Below are 19,180 nucleotides of genomic sequence, written 5' to 3'. Positions count from 1 at the left end.
GCACTCTTTTTAATTTTCGTATAAAACTCGATTTTTAACCTTTCCCATAAAAATTGAATAGTATAAAATAGCTTAGAATAGACGTTTCTTAATGATTTTATCTAGGCCATTTATTTTTTAAGACTTTTTGTCCAACCTCAAGAGGGGTGAAATTGTCCAGTGGACAGTTTCAGACTGAGCTTATAAAATGGAACTCCACAGGAGGTCGCTTCCGCCCCACACTACATTAGGACAAGTGCTAATAAAAAATACTAAATAAATATTGTTTAATTTTTAACAAGCATATTAGAAATTAAGCTGTGTCCAACCTCTTAAATTTTACAATAAAAACAATTAATCTAGCCTAAGCTTAACATTTGAATAGCCAAGGGAAGTCAAGATTTCAAAATGGCGACTGCTTACCATTTCTTTTTATGTATCAATTGAAACCATAGATACGTCTGACAACACGGTAAACCCCATTAGCCACCTTACGACTTGGAAATACAGATGGTTTTACTAACTGTCCAAGAAGGCCATTACGGATTTCACGATAGAGTTTTGGATTCGTTTCTTTGATGTAATCCCAAAGTTCTTGCTTTTTAGCCAAATGTTGAGGTTTGCCTGCTCGATTAAGAAGAGCCGATGAAATCACCGTCGTAATTTCTAAATGATTGAGCAAATAAGTTCTTAGCTTTGGATGATCAAGCGTCTCCTCATCAAACTGATCAACCAACAGCTTGTTAACCTTCAGTTGTTGATCAATCCGTTTAATCATGACTTTCTCATTAACCGACTGATCTTCACGACCAATAAAGTAACGATAAAAATCTACAGGTAGATAATACATATTCTGAACAGCCTGTAAGGGTGTAAAGACAAACAGATTATCAACATAAAATGTGTGTTCTGGTAATTCAAAATGTACTTCACGCAAGAGCTCTGTTCGATAAATGAGAGAATGCATCATCATGTATTGACCTTTTGAAAAATCACCAACCTCATCCCATCCAAAAACACGCCCTTCTGGTAAGATACCATCATAGCGCATGCTTTTTTTACGAGAAAGGCCCTCTTTTTCATAAACAAAATTAGAAATAAAAGCGTCTACAGGTGCCTGTTCTTCATTCAAACGATTAAGGGTCTCTAAAATCTTGAGATAGGCCCTGCTATCAACCCAGTCGTCACTGTCAACAACTTTAAAATATTGACCTTTGGCCTCATGAATCCCTGTATTAACAGCACCACCGTGTCCTTTATTCTCTTGATTAACCAAACGAACATTCGTAAATTGTGCCTCAAGCTGAGCTCCAACTAACGCTGTCTCATCACTCGAACCATCGTTAATAATCAAAATTTCAACCTGATTGCCACCAATAACTAAGGAATTCACACAATAGTGTAAGTATTCACTCGCATTATAAGATGGAATAGCAATAGTTAACAACGTCATACGATACTCCTTTGTAACCCTTATCATACTCAATGAACATCAAGAGATACCTAGCAAGCCCAAAAACACACTTTCACAAAAGAGGCCCACTAGCATATCATTCTAATTTTCAAAAAGCCTTAAAAGGTTAAACATACGCCTTTTATAGTACCATAATTACACTTTTTTTGCTACTAGGCTCTTGTCCGTTTGACGTTTTTGTCGAAATGCTTTAACCGTTTGACCAAGACCTCGGAAAAAGTGGCCATTAACAATCGTTAAAATTCCTTCAACCATAGCCATATTAATGGTGCCACCAGTCATTTTTGCAAGTGCTCGGAAAGGCATATTGTAAAGAAAAAGGAGATTAAGATCAGGTTTACCTTTCTTTTCAGCTCTATTAAGAAGAATGCGTAAAATACTTGCTACAGCTCGTGCCAACCAACTCTTAGCATAAGCCATTTGAGATAGGGCATCATTAAGACGAAGTTCTTGTCCTTTCTGCCAATTTTCCTTTGGCACAGGACGTCCCAATAGACGAGCAAATTCGGCATCAGAAACGGTTAAAATATCCACTTCAGCATAGCTTGGTAAGTCAAGCTCAGGAAGATTAGCCGTTGTACCTTCTTTATAGAGTTGCCCTTGTAAAGTGATCTTAGAAACATTTGTACCAATCATAATACGATAAGTCCCTGCTTCCACTTCAAAACTACTAGTCAAGGTATTATAATAACGGAAAGTTTTATCATCAAAAGCAATGAAGACTTCTTTGCTCTCACCTGGTTCTAGATAAACTTTAGCAAATCCTTTAAGTTCTTTGCTCGCGCGGTAGAGTTTACTTGTATCAATACCTACATAAAGCTGAGCAACCTCACTTCCTGCAACACTTCCAGTATTTGTTAGAGTAAAACGGACGCCATTTTCCTCAACAATCAAATCATTGTAAGAAAAATCTGTATAGCTTAGACCAAAACCATAAGGGTACTTAACAAGGGATTTCGCTGTTTCAAAATATCGGTAACCAACATAAAGCCCTTCACGATAGATCGAGTAGTCACCTTCAGCAGGATAATCTGCTGATGAAGGAACATCAATAATGGCTAGAGGATAAGTCTCACTGAGTTTACCACTTGGATTATACTTACCTGTCAGCACATCTAGCATGGCACGCGCCCCCGCCTGTCCTGATAGATAGCCATGTACTAAACCTTTTACCCTGTCATCCCAATTCAAATCAATAACTGAGCCCGCAGATAATACTGCAATAACCTTATTTGTAACTTTAGAAATCTCATCAAGCAACCGTAATTGATTTTTAGGAAGAGAAATATGACGGCGATCAAGTCCTTCACTCTCACTGATTTCATCAAGCCCTAAATAAAGGAGAACAACATCTGCTGTCTTAGCCACATCAATGGCCTCTGTTAAAAGAGCCTGATTATCCACATCCGTACGCTCATAACCTTTAGCAGTTCCTACTACGTCAAGATCATAGTCTTTGATAACATCAACAGTTTTATCAAGTTGTGTGGGATTGATAAAAGAAGACCCGGCTCCTTGATAGCGAGGTTCAAACGCAAATTCACCAATGAGAGCCACTTTTGTTTTAGAAGCCAAAGGTAAAATCCTATCCTCATTTTTCAATAGAACAATACTATTACGTGCTGCTTTTTGGGACAATTGATGTTGTCTCTCTGTATTAACGGACTTCTTGCTAGTTTTAGAAAGTTCTAAGACAACTGTTAGTAACTCATCCACGCGCTCATCTAAAATAACCTCATCAAGTTGACCAAAATTCACAGCATTAATAATTTCTTTTTGACCAACAGTGCCAGTACTAGGCATCTCTAAGTGACTACCATTTTGGACACCCAGAACGTGGTCATTTGATCCTCCCCAGTCTGAAACAACAAATCCATCAAAGCCCCACTCTTCACGAAGAATATCACGTAAGAGGTGACCGTCTTCATTAGCATAGGTGCCATTGATTTTATTGTAGGCCGTCATGATGGATTTTGCTTTTCCTTCTTTAACCGCAATTTCAAAACCAGTTGTGTAGATTTCACGGAAGGTTCTTTCATCAACGATTGAATCTGATGACATGCGTTTCAATTCTTGACTGTTAGCAGCAAAGTGTTTTGGACAGGCCGCCACGCCATTTGATTGGATACCTCGAATCATAGCAGCTGCCATTTTTCCTGCTTGATAAGGATCTTCACTATAATATTCAAAGTTTCGTCCACACATTGGGTTGCGTTTGATATTAAGTCCTGGACCAAGAACGACATGTACCCCTAATTGACTAGCTTCTGCTCCTAAAGCAGTACCAACTTCTTCTAATAATGCTTCATCCCAGCTATTGGCTAAAGTTGCAGCTGTTGGAAAACAAGTGGCAGGAACTGAGGCATTTAGTCCCAGATGGTCACCTGCTCCTTCTTGCTTACGGATACCATGAGGTCCGTCGGATAAAAAGATTGATGGAATTCCTTTCTCTGGATAATCCTTCGTTTCCCAAACTGATTTTCCAGACATCAAAGAAGCTTTTTCTTCTAAAGTCAATTGTGAAATAATTGTTTGATGTTTCATTAATTTCTCCTATACACCTATTTTACAAAGAGGTTGGAAGCACCCCTCCAACCTCTAAAAAATTCGTGTTAGATTATTTCTTTTTACGAAATAATTTGCTAATGAGACGACATACTGAACGAATTGGGAAATAAATAAGTACAATAGCTAAAAGTCCCAATATTGCAGTTGCTGCTATTAACCAATATCGCCATAGAGGTAAGACTTCTTTAACAGAATCTCCTTCACCAAGACCATTCATTGCATTGCTATTAACAATTGTATAAAGAATAGCATGACTAGATTCGCGGAGTTGTTTAACTACAGCAGGAGTGTATTCCGATTCTTCTAACTTCCAAAGATTTGCATTAGTATTAAGCCATAAGTTAGTACCAGCTGCTAACCCTTCTCGTAAGTCGGCATAGGCAAAATTATCAAATGATGCTTGGTCTGTCGAAACAATTCCCTTAAAGCCCCACTCATTTTTTAATGTAGTCGTCATCAATCCTTTATCCGCACCAGCCCAGGTTGTACCTAAACGATTCATCGCTGTCATAACTCCAGTTGCATCAGATTCACGAATAGCAATTTCAAAAGGTTTTAAATATAAATCACGAACCGTTTGCTCATTAGCAAACATACTACCACCAATGCGGTTAGTTTCTGTATCATTTAATGCATAATGTTTGATAGTTACAAACGTTCCCTTAGATTGGACTCCTTTAATCTCACTAGCGCTCATTGCTCCAGATAAGAAGCTATCTTCTGAGAAATACTCAAAGTTACGGCCTCCAAAAGCAACCCTATGTAAATTAGCACCTGGTGCATACCAGCCATTAACATCAACATGTAAGGTATCATTACCAACAGAAACCCCAACTTGCTCCATTAAGTCTGTGTTCCACGTTGAACCCATAACAACTTGTACTGGGTAGGCTGTACCTGATTTTCCTCCTACCAAGGTACTAGAAATACCCGCTGGTCCATCTTTAATAATAGTTGATGGTAAATTAATCGATTCTAATGGTATTGTTGCATAACCACCATTGCGTACTAATTTATCCATTTCCTCAACCGTCAACTGATCCAGTAGGGTACTCCATAATGGATCATTAAAGTCTAATCCTTTGAGGTCTAAAATATCTAACTTACCAATTTCTTTATCTACAGTCCCTGTAACTGGCATTTGAACGGATTTATCATCTTCTGCGACAATCAAATCCAATTCCTTAAGCATCTCATCATCAATTTGCCAAGCACCTTCACGATAAGTTGCTGGCCACGAACCAGTCCAATCACGACGAGAAAGGTATGTTGCTTTTTCATCGTATGCTCGAATATCAACATCATTAAAAGCATTAGTGATGGTTTCACCAGTTTCCTGAGAAACAGAGTATGTTTTAGCATCTAATTCCGTTTGTTGGTAAGTCGCAACCAAATTCTCCTGACCATTGTGGGTCATTCCATCAGTTATTGACTTACCTTTCTTAGCTAGAATATTATTAAGTGCATCGTGAGCATTTTTCCCTACTGTAAAATGATAGTTACCTGCATCTACAATATAGGTTTTATATCCTTGACTATCGTAAACTTTTAAGCTTTCTTTAGGAATTCGAACAGTAACTGTCTCTGATTCTCCAACAGCTAATTTTTTAGTTTTTTCAAAACCAACTAATTCTATTGCTGATTTTTCGATATTATTCTGTTGGTTATAATCTGTGTAAGGTGATTGTAAATAAACCTGAACAACCTCCTTACCTGCCACATCTCCACTGTTGGTTACTTTAACTGAAAGTTCAAATTGATTATTCTTTTCAGTTAACTTAACATCTCCATAGGTAAAATCTGTGTAAGACAGACCGTATCCAAAAGGATATTGAACAGCTTCTTTATAGTCATACTGACCAGATTGATCACGCCCTAAGACAACATCTTCATAACGTGTTTCATAATAACGATAACCAACATAGATACCTTCACTATAAACCATGAATTTGTCACCGTTCTTAATCTTGCTATTAGTAAATGTATAGTCTCCTAAGTTAGCCATAGCAGGAGCAGAAAAGACATCATAGGCATAGGTATCAACGAGACGGCCAGATGGATTAACCTCTCCAGACAAAATATCTCCAATAGCTAGAATCCCTGACTGTCCAACAGCTCCAACCCAAAGCACTGCATCAACACCTTCAGCATCTAGAAAATCAAGTTCCATCGCATTGACAGTATTGAGAATTACAACAACTTTGTCAAAACGTTCCTTCGCTAATTTTAAAAGATCTTTTTCATTGTTATCTAATTCCAAGTAATGAACCCCTGTTTTAAGAGGTTTGATAGGCAAATCTGCACTCTCACCACCCGAACGTCCAATAACAACAATACCTACATCTTGATAATCATCAAAAGACTTGAGAACTTCATCGGTATAGGCAGACTGTGGAACTTCATTAACCGCAAATTCTCCTTGTCCAGTCACAGAAGTAACTTCTTTACGATAATCTTTACCAGGGCCCTTAGTGTAAAAATCCCAAGCAGTTCCATTGACTTTAAAACCAGAGGACTCTAAACTATCTTTCAAAGTCGGTAAACCTTTGGCATTTACAGACCCTGAACCTCCTCCACCATAGATGAAATCAACCGAGTTTTGACCTAAAAGAGTAATCTTGATATCAGCAGGTAGAGGTAAACTTTTAGCATTATTTTTCAATAAAACGATTCCCTCTTGCTCTACCTCACGTACCAAGGCATCACCAGATTTTTTCCAATCATCATCGCTAGCAAAATCAGAAGTAAAATATTTTTTATCAGCTTCTTTCCCCCCATTGGAGACAATCTTACTACTAGTATGGCCTAAAAAGTTTGAAATGAGAGCTGAATAGCGAGGAGCAAAGTGATTAGCACCCAATAAAGCTCCAACGATAGCCACTCCTAATACAAACGATAATAATTTAATAAAGCTTCCAAAAATTTTCTTTATCAATATAAATCCTTTTTTCATTTTAATTCCTTCCTTAAACCTTATTTCATAATAACAAACTTCATCATTGGATAATTAATCAATACTTGAATGATAACATTAATAATGTTCGCACAAATTTGAGCAAAACTCAAACTTATTCCCAAAGTTTGAAAAATAGCTGTCGTATAAGGAGGCAACACAATTGATATAATGCCTGCTACTATAACAGTTAAAATATACCAATGAAGTGTCTTCGAAATATCATTTTGTACCCCAAATACAAATTTTCGCTGAATAATATAATTAACTATCTGAGCTATCACATAAGCTAATAAAAATGATAAAAATCCATTCAAACCACCATTAGAAATTGAATATTTAAAAATCAACCAACGAAAGGTTCTATTTGAGAAAGAAGTAAACAATAAGTTACTACCTATCCAAAGAACAATAAAATTAGTAATTGTAGCAATATTAGATAGAATATTGAATTTAATAAACTCCCAAACATCCGGATGCTGTTTAATCCATTTTTTCATCATCCATCACCTATAATACTTTCCAATATCACTTGTAAAATCTCCTAAATTTCAAACAAATGTAAGCCTTTTCTTAGAATAAGAATATCACATCATGAATAAGACAAAAACCCTTTCTTCATAAGTTGTATTTTTTATTTCATAATTTGTCATTTACTCATAAATTTTGATATACTAAACAATTGAACGGAGGCCGATATGAAATTTGCTATTGTTGAAGATCAAAAAAAAGAACAAGAAATTCTCGCTTCATATATCAAAAAAAGCTGCAGTACTCGTAATATTTCAGTTGAAGTAGATTTTTTTAATGATGGTATTCACATTATCAGTGATTACACCCCTAAATACGATGTCATTTATCTTGATGTTGAGATGGCAGTACTAGATGGCATGTCCGCAGCTAGAAAAATTCGTGAATATGATAAAGATGTTTTAATTGTTTTTGTGACCAATCACTCAGGAGTAGCCATACATGGTTACTCCGTTGAAGCGATTGATTTCCTCTTAAAACCTTTAACTCAATTCGTTTTTGAAGAACATTTCAAAAAAATTCTTCGTAAATTGCCTAATCAAGAAGAAAAGGTTATTTTTGTTAAAAGTAAAGGACAGACTATCAAAATCAAACAAAATGATATTCTTTATGTTGAGAATGAAGGGCATTATATCTACATCCACACCAATAAAGAAATCATCACTACTCTCAATTCCATGAAAAATATGGAACAACTTTTAGATAAGAAACTTTTTTTCCGTTCTAATAACTGCTATATCGTTAATCTATCCCATATTGAAAAAGTAGACGGTAATCTCTCTTACATCCAAGGAGAAAGGCTGCAAATCAGCAGACCACGCAAAAAAGCCTTTATGGAGGCTTTAACCAACTTTATTGGAGATGAGATTTTATGATTTTCCCAGATATTCCACGCATCTATACCGCACTAGCAGAAACCTTTGCAGTTATAATTGTTAGTCTCCCCATTCTCAAAAAACAAAGCTCCCTTCACTCCTTTATTATCAAAGGAGCAATCATTTTAATTGGTCAAGTTTTTTTACAATTCATAGCAGACAAGTTTCCATTGTATTTATGGATACTAGGAATGTTTTTAAATATTACTTGGATGTACCTCAGCCTCTATCTCTTAAAAAATAGCATCAAGATTAGTTTCTACTTAACTGCTAAAAGTTTTGTTGCAGCTGAACTGACAGCTGCACTCAGTTGGCATCTTTATTGTCTCTTAGCTTATAAGGTTAGAAAATTCTCATTGACTAGTGAAATCATTTTCATGGGAATTAGCTATGCCTTATGTTTTATCAGCCTTGCATTAGTTGAAAGAAATGCAGATAGTAATGATACCGAGAAAATGATTGGCAAAAAAGAAGTTTTGATTGCAGCCTTTACAGCTCTGTCAATTTTTCTGTTTAGTAATATTGGATTTCTACTAACAGAAGCATCTTTGGGATTTAATGATTCAAGTAATATTTTTATTCTGCGAAGTATGATGAATTTTTCTGGCCTACTCATTCTATTAACTCAAGAAGCCTTCAGACGAGATGAATACCTTCGTCAAGAACTTTTGGCTATGCAAAATGCTTTTCAACTCCAATACAATCAATACCAGGCTTACCGAGAAAACAGTGACATCATAAGTCGCAAGGTACATGACCTAAAACATCAAATTGGTATCATAAAAGATGAGGCCAATGATGAGAAGCGTGCATCTTACCTCCACGATATGGAAATTAGCATTCGCGAATTTGAATCAAAAGTTGATACAGGAAATCCTGTGTTAGATACTATCATTTCACAGAAAAGTCGTTATTGCTTACAACATGACATTACTTTTACTTGTCTAGTCCAAGGTGAATTGCTTAACCATCTTGATGTAATGGACCTATCTTCTCTTTTTGGCAATGCCATTGATAATGCCATTGAAGCCGTGGAAAAAATTCCTAACAAGGACCAGCGTCTTATCACCTTAAAAATAAGTAAATATGCCCAATTTGCTATTATCAAACTTGATAATTATGACTTATCAGAACTTCATTTTACCACTGAGTCCCTCCCTCAGACGTCAAAATCAGATAAACAAAACCATGGTATTGGACTCAAAAGTATTCGGTACATTTGCGAAAAATATCAAGGGCATATGACTCTTACCAAGAAAGATAACTGGGTTAAATTAAAAATTATTCTACCGAGGCTGGGACAAAAAGATTTTTAGTTTAGAAAATCTATAGCAATAAATCTACTTTTCTAATAAAATATACATAAAAACGAACAAAGATACTCTTTAAATATATAAGAGATAACCTTTGTTCGTTTTTTGTTTTATTGTTCAGAGTTTTGTCCCAGCCTCTTTTTAGTTTCGTAATTCAAAAACAAAAAGCCCACTGTTGTAGGCTTTCTGTAAGATATATTTTAAAATTAAAGCATTTTGTTGTAGAACTCAACGACAAGTGCTTCGTTAATTTCTGGATTGATTTCATCACGCTCTGGAAGGCGAGTTAATGAACCTTCAAGTTTTTCAGCATCAAATGATACGAATGCTGGACGTCCAAGAGTAGCTTCAACTGCTTCAAGGATAGCTGGAACCTTAGCTGATTTTTCACGAACTGAAATCACTTGACCAACTTCAACGCGGTATGATGGGATATCAACACGCTTACCGTCAACAAGAATGTGACCGTGGTTTACGAATTGACGAGCTTGACGACGAGTAGTTGCAAGACCTAGACGATAAACAACATTGTCAAGACGACGCTCAAGAAGAACCATAAAGTTGAAACCAAGTGTCCCACCTTTAACTTTAGTAGCTTGTACAAACAAGTTACGGAATTGTTTCTCACCCATACCGTAAGAGAAACGAAGTTTTTGTTTTTCTGCCAATTGCAAACCGTACTCAGAAAGTTTAGAACGGTTGTTTGGACCGTGTTGACCTGGAACGTAGTTACGACGTGCCAACTCTTTACCAGTACCTGTAAGTGACAAACCAAGACGGCGTGCCTGTTTCCATGATGGACCTGTATAACGTGACATTTGCATGTCCTCCTATAATTTAAAAATTTTAGGAAATAACGTTTTAGACAAACCTAATTCGTGCAGATACCCTTCGCCTAAACAGCCAAGGTTACTTATCTTTCAAGATATCTGTTGACGAGCTTTATTTTGCCCTGCTGCTATTTCACACAAAATATATTATAGCATGAAAAAAAGGCTATGTAAAGCCCATTTTTCTCACTTATTCCCCAAGTCAGCTTGTTCGGCAACATCCAAATAACGGATAAGGGTCTTTTCTGTTAAAATATCAGAATAGGTATATGACTCCACCGTAGTGTTATTAATAGCACCAGGAACATTGCTATCATCTGTAAATTCAACGATGAACAATGATTGATAAACCTCAGTTAAACGACCAATACGGTTACGCTCACGCTTACGACCATTTTCCAACGTCAATTCAACCAACTGTCCTTCATGGTTTTTGATATCTTCTTTAATTTTTTTCATTTTTGCTACATCAGCAAATGCATCACTCATATATTCTCTCTTTCTTCTATATCAACTCTTACATCATCTTATGATTCACTAAAATGTGCAATTGTTGAAAATTTATTATATTCCTTTTGGAACAACAATTTAACAGTTCCACGGGCTCCAGCACGGTTTTTCTCAAGAATAACTTCAACAGTATTATCCTCAATTGCTTCTTCTTGGTCATCCCCCTCACGGCGATAATAATCATCGCGATACAGAAAAGCAACAATATCAGCATCCTGCTCAATAGAACCCGATTCCCGAATATCTGATAGAACTGGTCGCTTATCTTGACGCTGTTCAACACCACGAGATAACTGACTAAGAGCAATCACTGGAACCTTTAATTCTTTAGCTAAGATTTTTAATTGACGTGAAATATCCGATACTTCTTGTTGTCTATTTTCTGGACGAGTACCTGTGATTAGTTGTAAATAGTCAATTACTATAAGTCCTAAATCACCTGCTTCTTGGGCCAATTTACGAGAACGAGCCCTAATTTCTGTAATCTTAATCCCAGGTGTATCATCAATATAAATAGGTGCCTCTGCGAGAACTCCCTGAGCCATCGTCACATTTTGCCAATCTTGATCAGTTAATTGACCTGTTCGAAGAGAATGTGAATCAACCATTCCTTCTGCAGCTAACATACGATCTACCAAACTCTCTGCACCCATCTCAAGTGAGAACACTGCCACAGGCCTTTGTTGTTTTGTTCCAACATTTTGTGCAATATTCAATACAAATGCTGTCTTTCCGACCGCTGGACGAGCAGCTAAAATGATTAATTGATCGGGATGTAAACCTGTTGTCAATTTGTCTAAATCACGAAAACCAGTGGCCAATCCTGTAACATCGGATGTTTGATGAGAACGAACTTCCAAATTCTCGTAATTAACTTTTAAAACATCTGAGATTTTACGAAATCCATTGCTATTACTACGCTCATTAATATCAATCAGCGCACGCTCTGCTGCTGCAATAATATTTTCAGAAGGATTACTACCATCATATGCTTGATTGACAGTGTCTGTCAACTTATTGATGATATTTCTTAACAATGCTTTTTCAGCAACAATTTGAGCATAATATTCTGCATTAGCAGAAGTCGGCACACTATTAACCAACTCTACTAAATAAGAAATCCCACCAATATTTTGAAGATCACCTTGACTGTCTAAAATAGCTCTGACTGTTGTAGCGTCAATAGCATCGTTGCGATCATTTAAAGATATCATTGCTTTAAAAATGACCTTATGAGCATACTTATAAAAATCTTCAGGTTCAATATACTCACGAACTGAAATAAGCTTATCAGGTGTGATAAAAATTGCCCCCAAAACCGACTGCTCTGCCAGTAAATCTTGCGGCTGAACTCTCAATTCTTGGACTTCTGACAAAACCTGCCTCCTCTACAATTTATAAACTGTAAACTTATTATCAACTTAAGATTCTTTAATCTGTAATTTAATCTGTCCTTGAATCTCTTTATGAAGCTTTACTGGAACCTCAATCAATCCAATTGCACGGATCGGATGATCCAAATCAATGTGACGTTTATCAACTTTCAATCCAAATTGTTTTTGTAACCCTTCCGCTATTTTTTTAGCTGTAATTGAACCGAAAGTGCGCCCATCCGGACCTACCTTTTCTGTAAAAATCACGCGATGTTCTTCTTTATCTAGCTCATCCTTCAAGGCTTTAGCTTCTGACAAAATTTCAGCAGCATGTTTAGCTTCGGACTTTTGCTTGCCAACAAGTTCCCCAATTGCTTGATTGGTTGCCTCTTTCGCAAAATTTTTCTTAATTAAGAAATTTTGAGCATATCCTGTTGGTACTTCTTTGATTTCACCTTTTTTTCCTTTACCTTTAACATCCTGTAGAAAAATAACTTTCATCTCACTCTTCCTCTAATTCTTCTTTTATTTTTTCCTTAAGTAATAGCAGAGCTTCTGATACCGATTGATTTTCTAATTGACAAGCAGCCAAATTGAAATGCCCACCGCCACCCATCTCTTCCATAATGCGTTGCACATTAATTTTACTACGACTTCTTGCTGAGATAGCAATGTTTCCTTGACTATTTTTAGTAACAACAAACGCTGCCTCTATTCCTGACATGTCAAGTAAAGCATCTGCTGCTTTACTTGACACAACATTATTATAGGTTTTATCTTCAGTACCACTAGCAATAATGACCGACTTCCAAATCTTTTCCCCACGTAAAATCAATTCATTGATAACACGATACTCATCGAAATCAATTGCTGATATATTATGAATTTCAACACTGTCACTTCCCAAAGTTCTCAAGTAGGAGGCTACATCAAATGTCCGGCTCGTCACACGTGTTGAAAAATTTTTAGTATCAAGCATTATTCCTGCCATAAGTACACTTGCTTGAAGTTTACTTAATTTGACAGAAGCATTTTGAAACTGAATTAATTCCGTTACAAGTTCACTTGCTGAGCTTGCTCCACTTTCAATAAAGGTTAGGACCGCATTATTAGGAAAATCATCATCACGTCTATGATGATCAACCACAACAACTTCTGTAAATTTACTGTAAAGTTCTTTTGATAAAGTCAAGGATGTTTTGGAATGATCAACCATAATCAATAAGGATTCATTAGTAACTTTTTTTAACGCTTCGTCAACAGTAATTAATTGGCTATTACCATCATTTTGGAGTCGCTCAACTGCACGCTCAATATCTGGTGCCATTTGCTTATCATCATAAATAGCATAAGTATTAGAAATAATATTTGAAGCAAAAAATTCCATACCGACAGCTGCCCCCAAGGCATCCATATCAAGATTACGATGTCCCATTACAAAAACTTGATCAACCAACTTGATTTTGTCAGAAATAGCCGTCATCATTGCTCGTGTTCTAGTACGAGAACGTTTGACCGTCGAAATGGTTCCACCACCAAAATAAATAAAATCCTTATGCTCATCATTTTCTTTAACAACAACTTGATCTCCACCCCTCACCAAAGCCATATTAAGATTTTTTTGAGCAATAGAACCAATTTCATCATGATTCCCATCACCGTAGGATATGCCCATACTCATCGTCAGAGGTAAATCAAAATCCTTTGCTTCTTGTCTAAATTCTTCTAAAACAGTAAATTTAGAGTCTATCAACTGACTAAGCACTCTATAATCTGTAAAAAAATAGAAACGATCCATGTCTACACGACGGTAAAAAATATTATATTTTTGAGTAAATTCTGCTACAAATTTTACGATAAGACTATTTAAGCGAGACACCTCTGCATCAGCCAAGCTTTCCGTTGCGTCATCGTAGTTGTCAATAGATATAATCCCAATTACAGGACTTGTAGCTGACACAGCCTCACCAGCCCTAACCTCAGATAAATTGTCATAAAAATATAATATACCACCTGGATAGTCAATTGTTAAACTATACTTTTTACCATTGATATCACAAATAGCCGCTGGAGCCTCTTTTTGACTGACCAGTATATCCATCACTAAAGAAGTGCTAAAGTCTCCCTCTTGATCTGCTAAAATCAACTCCGCATAAGGATTAAACCATTCCACTGACCACAAATCAGGAATAAACTTAATAACGCCGACAGGCATAGTGTCTAATAAGTGTTTTAAACTTAGCTCAGTTTTCTCATTTAGACGCTCGATGCGTTCTAAGTCAGATTCCTCATATCCCTTTTTTTGGAAAAAAAGCAGAGCATAGACTGAAATAGCTACAGCTAAAAAAACAACAAGTCTCCCTGTATTACTGGAAACTAAACGTAAACTGGCTACCAAAATACCAAAGCAAATTAAACCGACCAAGACCAAATGAATGGTGGCGAAACGAAATTTTTTCATCTTAGACCTCTTGATGCCCCATTATAACACAAACCAACTCTAAAATAAAGAATGTCCTATACCCTATTCAGTTTTTCTACGAGCTTTATTATTTCCTTCTAAGTAAACCATCAAAATAGAAATATCTGCTGGATTGACACCTGAAATACGGCTAGCTTGACCAATTGTTTCTGGATTGATTTTCTTAAATTTTTGACGCGCTTCCGTTGCAATAGAATCAATAGCATCCCAATCAATATTAGCAGGGATACGTTTTTCTTCCATGCGTTTCATCCTATCAACTTGGTCAAGTGCCTTGTTAATGTAACCTTCATATTTGATTTCAGTCTCTAAGAGTTCAATAATCTTACTATCCAAATTTTCTGAAGCTGGACCAACAAAATCAGTAACCACCTGATAATTGATTTCAGGACGGCGCATGAATTCTTTAGCTGTCAAGGCATCTGTCAATGGTTTGAACCCCAGTTCCGCTATTTTTTCATTTGTTTTCTTGACAGGTTTTAGTTTGACACTTGACAACCTTGTCAACTCCTTATCAAATTGTTTTTTCTTAATTTCAAAATGGTTCCAACGATAGTCATCCACCAAACCAACTTCTCGACCAATTGGCGTCAATCGCATATCTGCATTGTCATGGCGTAAAATCAAACGGTACTCTGCACGACTTGTCAATAGACGATAAGGTTCCAAAGTTCCCTTAGTAACAAGGTCATCAATCATAACTCCAATATAAGCATCACTACGCTTCAAAATTAATTCTGGCTTACCTTGTACCTTGAGCGCTGCATTGATACCAGCAACAAGACCTTGACCTGCCGCTTCTTCATAACCAGATGTCCCATTGGTTTGACCTGCTGTAAAGAGTCCAGAAATCAATTTCGTTTCAAGAGTCGCACGCAACTGATGTGGCAAAACAATATCGTACTCAATCGCATACCCAGTACGCATCAATTCTGCTTTTTCCAAGCCTTTGATAGAATGCAAGAGCTCTTTTTGAACATCTTCTGGTAAACTTGTTGACAACCCTTGAACATAAACTTCCTCTGTGTCTCGTCCCTCAGGCTCTAGAAATAGTTGATGGCGCTCTTTATCCGCAAAACGCACAATCTTATCTTCAATTGACGGACAGTAACGGGGTCCAACTCCCTTAACAATACCAGAAAACATCGGTGCACGGTGTAAATTTTTATTAATAATATCATGACTAGTCTTATTCGTATAGGTCAACCAGCAAGGAATTTGATCCTGTAAATAATCATCGTCTTTTGACATAAATGAAAAATGATTTGGTTTCTCATCCCCAGGTTGAATTTCTGTGACTGAGTAGTCGATTGACGATGCCTTGACACGAGGTGGAGTTCCTGTTTTGAAACGCCCAATTTCCAAACCTAGTTTTTTCAAATTATCTGATAGGGTAACTGATGCTAAACTATTATTAGGTCCAGATGAATACTTGAGCTCTCCCAAGATAATCTCACCACGAAGCGCTGTCCCTGTTGTGACAACGACTGCCTTTGCACCATATTTTTGCCCAGTAGCTGTCAACACACCGACAACCTTACCATTTTCAACTAAAATATCATCAATCATACTCTGACGAAGAGTCAAATTCTCTTGACGTTCTACAGTGTTCTTCATTTCTTGAGCATAGAGTACCTTATCAGCCTGAGCCCTGAGAGCACGGACAGCAGGGCCCTTACCAGTATTGAGCATTTTCATCTGGATATAGGTTTTATCAATATTTTTCCCCATTTCTCCACCAAGAGCATCAATCTCTCGGACAACTATCCCCTTAGCTGATCCTCCAATTGAAGGATTACAAGGCATAAAAGCTAACATGTCCAGGTTGATAGTTGCTAGTAAAGTCTTGCATCCCATTCGAGCTGCTGCAAGGCTAGCCTCCACTCCAGCATGACCTGCCCCAATGACGATAATATCATAATTTTCAATAAAACGATGTTCCATTTTATAATTTATTCCTTTCTTCACTGATAATAATATTGACAGTTCTTGTCAATTCTTCTCTTATATAACGATGAAAAGAAGCTACGAGAATTAGTCGAGTAAAACTTATCAATTCACACAGTCCTTCACTGACTTTTTACAGTGTTAGAAAACGTTGTTTGGCTAATTACACCACTGAGAACTAGTACTTATGCTAAATCCCCGAACCTCTATACTTAGCGACTTTACGACATCTTTACACAATTTAAATAACATAAAAATAGCCAAAACTCTCGAAAACTGTACGCCAAAAGACATACAATTCCCATGAGCTTTGACCATCATGTTATTGTCAAGACAAGTTTAACAGATTTCAGAAGTAATTTCAAGATTTTACTGACAGTAATTTACTAAACAATGTTTGATTTTTAGATTGAGCCTTTAAATATTGGTAAAATACTTCTCTTGATAAAATCTTATTAATCATAATTTTATCAAATTTATCAAATATTTCAATAAAAGATCGTTTCGTTAACCTATTTATATAAATTACATCCTCGGATTCCTGACGTTTTCTATCTGCAACTTCTAGGGGATACCCTGTTCCAAAGTCACCTTCAAATAGTTTATCCAAAGTATACTGTAAATTTAATTCTCCAGCCCAACCAAAATTCAATCCTAAAGCTAAGGATGCAACATTTCCATTATTAATACGCCCAAATAGAAAAGCATCTTGAGGTGTTTGAATAAAACCTGCACGTAAACCCGGCAAGCTGTTACAAGCCATCATCATTCCTTGACCTGAGGAGCAGCCAGTAATAACAAAGTCTATTGAGCCAGTCTCAATTAATAAACTAATCATGACTGCTACTTCAACATATGAGTAAGATTCAGTTTCTTCTGGGAAAATACCTAGATTAATAATATCGTTATCTTTCCCCGCAGCTTTTTTTACAGCTTCAAAAAGAAGCTGATTAATATCTGTCCGTGTACTAGCTTGAATAACAGCAATTCTCATATGTTACTCCTTAATGTGTTAAATATACCGACAAGCTTCTCCATTTTTATAGGCCATGTCAATGATTCCACCACCAAGACATTCGTCACCGTCATAAAAAACAACTGCCTGACCTGGAGTAATAGCACGTTGTGGCTCGTCAAAAATGACTTCTGCCTTATCACCTTTCACCTTTACAACAACTTTACTATCTGGTTGACGGTAACGGAATTTAGCTGTGCATTCTAACGTGAATTCTTGAAGCATTTTACGTGTAAAGTGAACTGAAGAAGCATCAAGAGAAGTTGACATCAATGACTCATGATAGAAACCTTGACCAACGTATAAAATATTTTCTGACAAATCTTTACCGACAACAAACCAAGGTTCATTATCACCACCGATTTGACCACCGATACCAAGACCACCACGTTGACCGATAGTATAATACATTAGCCCTGCATGCTCACCCATGTCACGGCCATCTATGGTCATCATACGCCCTTTTTGAGCTGGAAGGTACTGACTTAGAAATTCTTTAAAATTTTTCTCACCGATGAAGCAAATGCCTGTAGAATCTTTTTTCTTAGCTGTTGCAAGACCTGCACGCTCTGCAATTTCACGGACCTGAGGCTTCTCAAGATGTCCCAAAGGGAACATAGTTTTTTGCAATTGTTCTTGAGATAATTGACTCAAGAAATAAGTCTGGTCTTTCCCGTTATCTACTCCACGTAGCATGTGGACTGTGCCATCTTCATCGCGCATAACCTGAGCGTAGTGACCAGTTGCCACATAATCTGCACCAAGTGTCATTGCATAATCAAGAAAAGCCTTAAATTTGATTTCTTTGTTACACATAACATCTGGATTTGGTGTACGTCCAGCACGATACTCTGCTAGGAAATACTCAAAAACGCGGTCCCAATATTCTTTTTCAAAATTAACAGAATAATAAGGAATTCCAATTTGATCCGCAACCGCAGCCACATCTTTGTAATCTTCCGTAGCAGTACAGAAACCATTTTCATCGGTGTCATCCCAATTTTTCATAAAAACACCAATAACGTCATACCCCTGCTCTTTCAATAGCAGAGCTGTTACAGAGGAGTCAACTCCTCCACTCATGCCAACTACGACACGAATTTTTGAATTATCATTCATGATAATCCTCCCATCAAATATATTATTTAACGTAGACTTGGAGGGTCTAGTTATTCAAAAAACGATTTGAAGGTCGATTTTGAAGCGCCAATTGCGCAATCTTTATTATACCAACAATTTGATTGTTTTCAAAATACTTATTATCACATTATCACTTTCAATTTATCTTCAATTTGTTATAATAGTCTAGCAAATTTAATTTTGGAGCAAG

The 19,180-nt window shown here is 36.7% G+C and carries 14 protein-coding genes; 2 read left to right on the top strand and 12 right to left on the bottom strand.

Annotated features, from left to right (window positions below; translation table 11 throughout):
* Positions 1-418: 418 nt before the first annotated feature.
* From ACFPQ3_RS03590 to ACFPQ3_RS03575, 4 genes are all read right to left on the bottom strand, one after another.
* Positions 419-1,432 carry a glycosyltransferase family 2 protein gene (locus ACFPQ3_RS03590; protein ID WP_156805794.1) on the bottom strand — a complete coding sequence of 338 codons (1,014 nt, stop codon included), beginning with the start codon at positions 1,430-1,432 and terminating at the stop codon, positions 419-421.
* A 156-nt stretch (positions 1,433-1,588) separates the two neighbouring features.
* Positions 1,589-3,997 carry a glycoside hydrolase family 3 C-terminal domain-containing protein gene (locus ACFPQ3_RS03585; protein ID WP_156805793.1) on the bottom strand — a complete coding sequence of 803 codons (2,409 nt, stop codon included), beginning with the start codon at positions 3,995-3,997 and terminating at the stop codon, positions 1,589-1,591.
* Between the two features lie 73 nt (positions 3,998-4,070).
* Positions 4,071-6,974 (bottom strand): glycoside hydrolase family 3 N-terminal domain-containing protein, encoded by a 2,904-nt coding sequence (locus ACFPQ3_RS03580; protein WP_156805792.1) that lies wholly within the window; start codon positions 6,972-6,974, stop codon positions 4,071-4,073.
* Positions 6,975-6,994: 20 nt separating this feature from the next.
* On the bottom strand, positions 6,995-7,474 hold the full coding sequence (locus tag ACFPQ3_RS03575) for a GtrA family protein (RefSeq protein ID WP_156805791.1): 480 nt from the start codon (positions 7,472-7,474) through the stop codon (positions 6,995-6,997).
* Positions 7,475-7,672: 198 nt separating this feature from the next.
* Between ACFPQ3_RS03575 and ACFPQ3_RS03570 the strand changes: the two genes are divergently transcribed.
* Entirely contained in the window at positions 7,673-8,380 is a 708-nt protein-coding gene (locus tag ACFPQ3_RS03570; RefSeq protein ID WP_156805790.1) for a LytR/AlgR family response regulator transcription factor, read from the top strand.
* Positions 8,377-9,696 carry an ATP-binding protein gene (locus ACFPQ3_RS03565; protein WP_156805789.1) on the top strand — a complete coding sequence of 440 codons (1,320 nt, stop codon included), beginning with the start codon at positions 8,377-8,379 and terminating at the stop codon, positions 9,694-9,696. Before ACFPQ3_RS03570 ends, ACFPQ3_RS03565 begins: the two co-directional genes overlap by 4 nt.
* 203 nt (positions 9,697-9,899) lie before the next feature.
* On the opposite strand, the gene rpsD is transcribed toward ACFPQ3_RS03565, so the two are convergent.
* The 8 genes from rpsD to mnmA form a co-directional block, all read right to left on the bottom strand.
* Complete coding sequence (rpsD, locus tag ACFPQ3_RS03560; protein WP_121835319.1) at positions 9,900-10,511, bottom strand: 30S ribosomal protein S4; 612 nt, start codon at positions 10,509-10,511, stop codon at positions 9,900-9,902.
* A 198-nt stretch (positions 10,512-10,709) separates the two neighbouring features.
* On the bottom strand, positions 10,710-11,012 hold the full coding sequence (locus tag ACFPQ3_RS03555; protein WP_156805788.1) for a Veg family protein: 303 nt from the start codon (positions 11,010-11,012) through the stop codon (positions 10,710-10,712).
* A 38-nt stretch (positions 11,013-11,050) separates the two neighbouring features.
* The gene (dnaB, locus tag ACFPQ3_RS03550) at positions 11,051-12,409 is read right to left on the bottom strand and encodes a replicative DNA helicase (RefSeq protein WP_156805787.1); all 1,359 of its coding nucleotides are present in this window, start codon (positions 12,407-12,409) and stop codon (positions 11,051-11,053) included.
* 45 nt (positions 12,410-12,454) lie between these two features.
* On the bottom strand, positions 12,455-12,907 hold the full coding sequence (gene rplI, locus ACFPQ3_RS03545; RefSeq protein ID WP_156805786.1) for a 50S ribosomal protein L9: 453 nt from the start codon (positions 12,905-12,907) through the stop codon (positions 12,455-12,457).
* A 1-nt stretch (position 12,908) separates the two neighbouring features.
* Positions 12,909-14,867: a DHH family phosphoesterase gene (locus ACFPQ3_RS03540; RefSeq protein WP_156805785.1), complete on the bottom strand. Its 1,959-nt coding sequence runs from the start codon at positions 14,865-14,867 to the stop codon at positions 12,909-12,911.
* Between the two features lie 63 nt (positions 14,868-14,930).
* A complete protein-coding gene (gene mnmG / locus ACFPQ3_RS03535; RefSeq protein ID WP_156805784.1) occupies positions 14,931-16,832 on the bottom strand; it encodes a tRNA uridine-5-carboxymethylaminomethyl(34) synthesis enzyme MnmG in 1,902 nt (633 codons plus the stop codon).
* 364 nt (positions 16,833-17,196) lie between these two features.
* The gene (locus tag ACFPQ3_RS03530; protein ID WP_156805783.1) at positions 17,197-17,829 is read right to left on the bottom strand and encodes an RpiB/LacA/LacB family sugar-phosphate isomerase; all 633 of its coding nucleotides are present in this window, start codon (positions 17,827-17,829) and stop codon (positions 17,197-17,199) included.
* Positions 17,830-17,847: 18 nt separating this feature from the next.
* Positions 17,848-18,969, bottom strand: coding sequence for a tRNA 2-thiouridine(34) synthase MnmA (mnmA, locus tag ACFPQ3_RS03525; RefSeq protein ID WP_198039890.1), 1,122 nt, complete (start codon positions 18,967-18,969; stop codon positions 17,848-17,850).
* Positions 18,970-19,180: the final 211 nt, after the last annotated feature.

The sequence above is a fragment of the Streptococcus caledonicus genome (genome assembly GCF_042656225.1).
GTDB lineage: Bacteria > Bacillota > Bacilli > Lactobacillales > Streptococcaceae > Streptococcus > Streptococcus caledonicus.
This window is presented reverse-complemented; position numbering and strand designations above follow the sequence as displayed.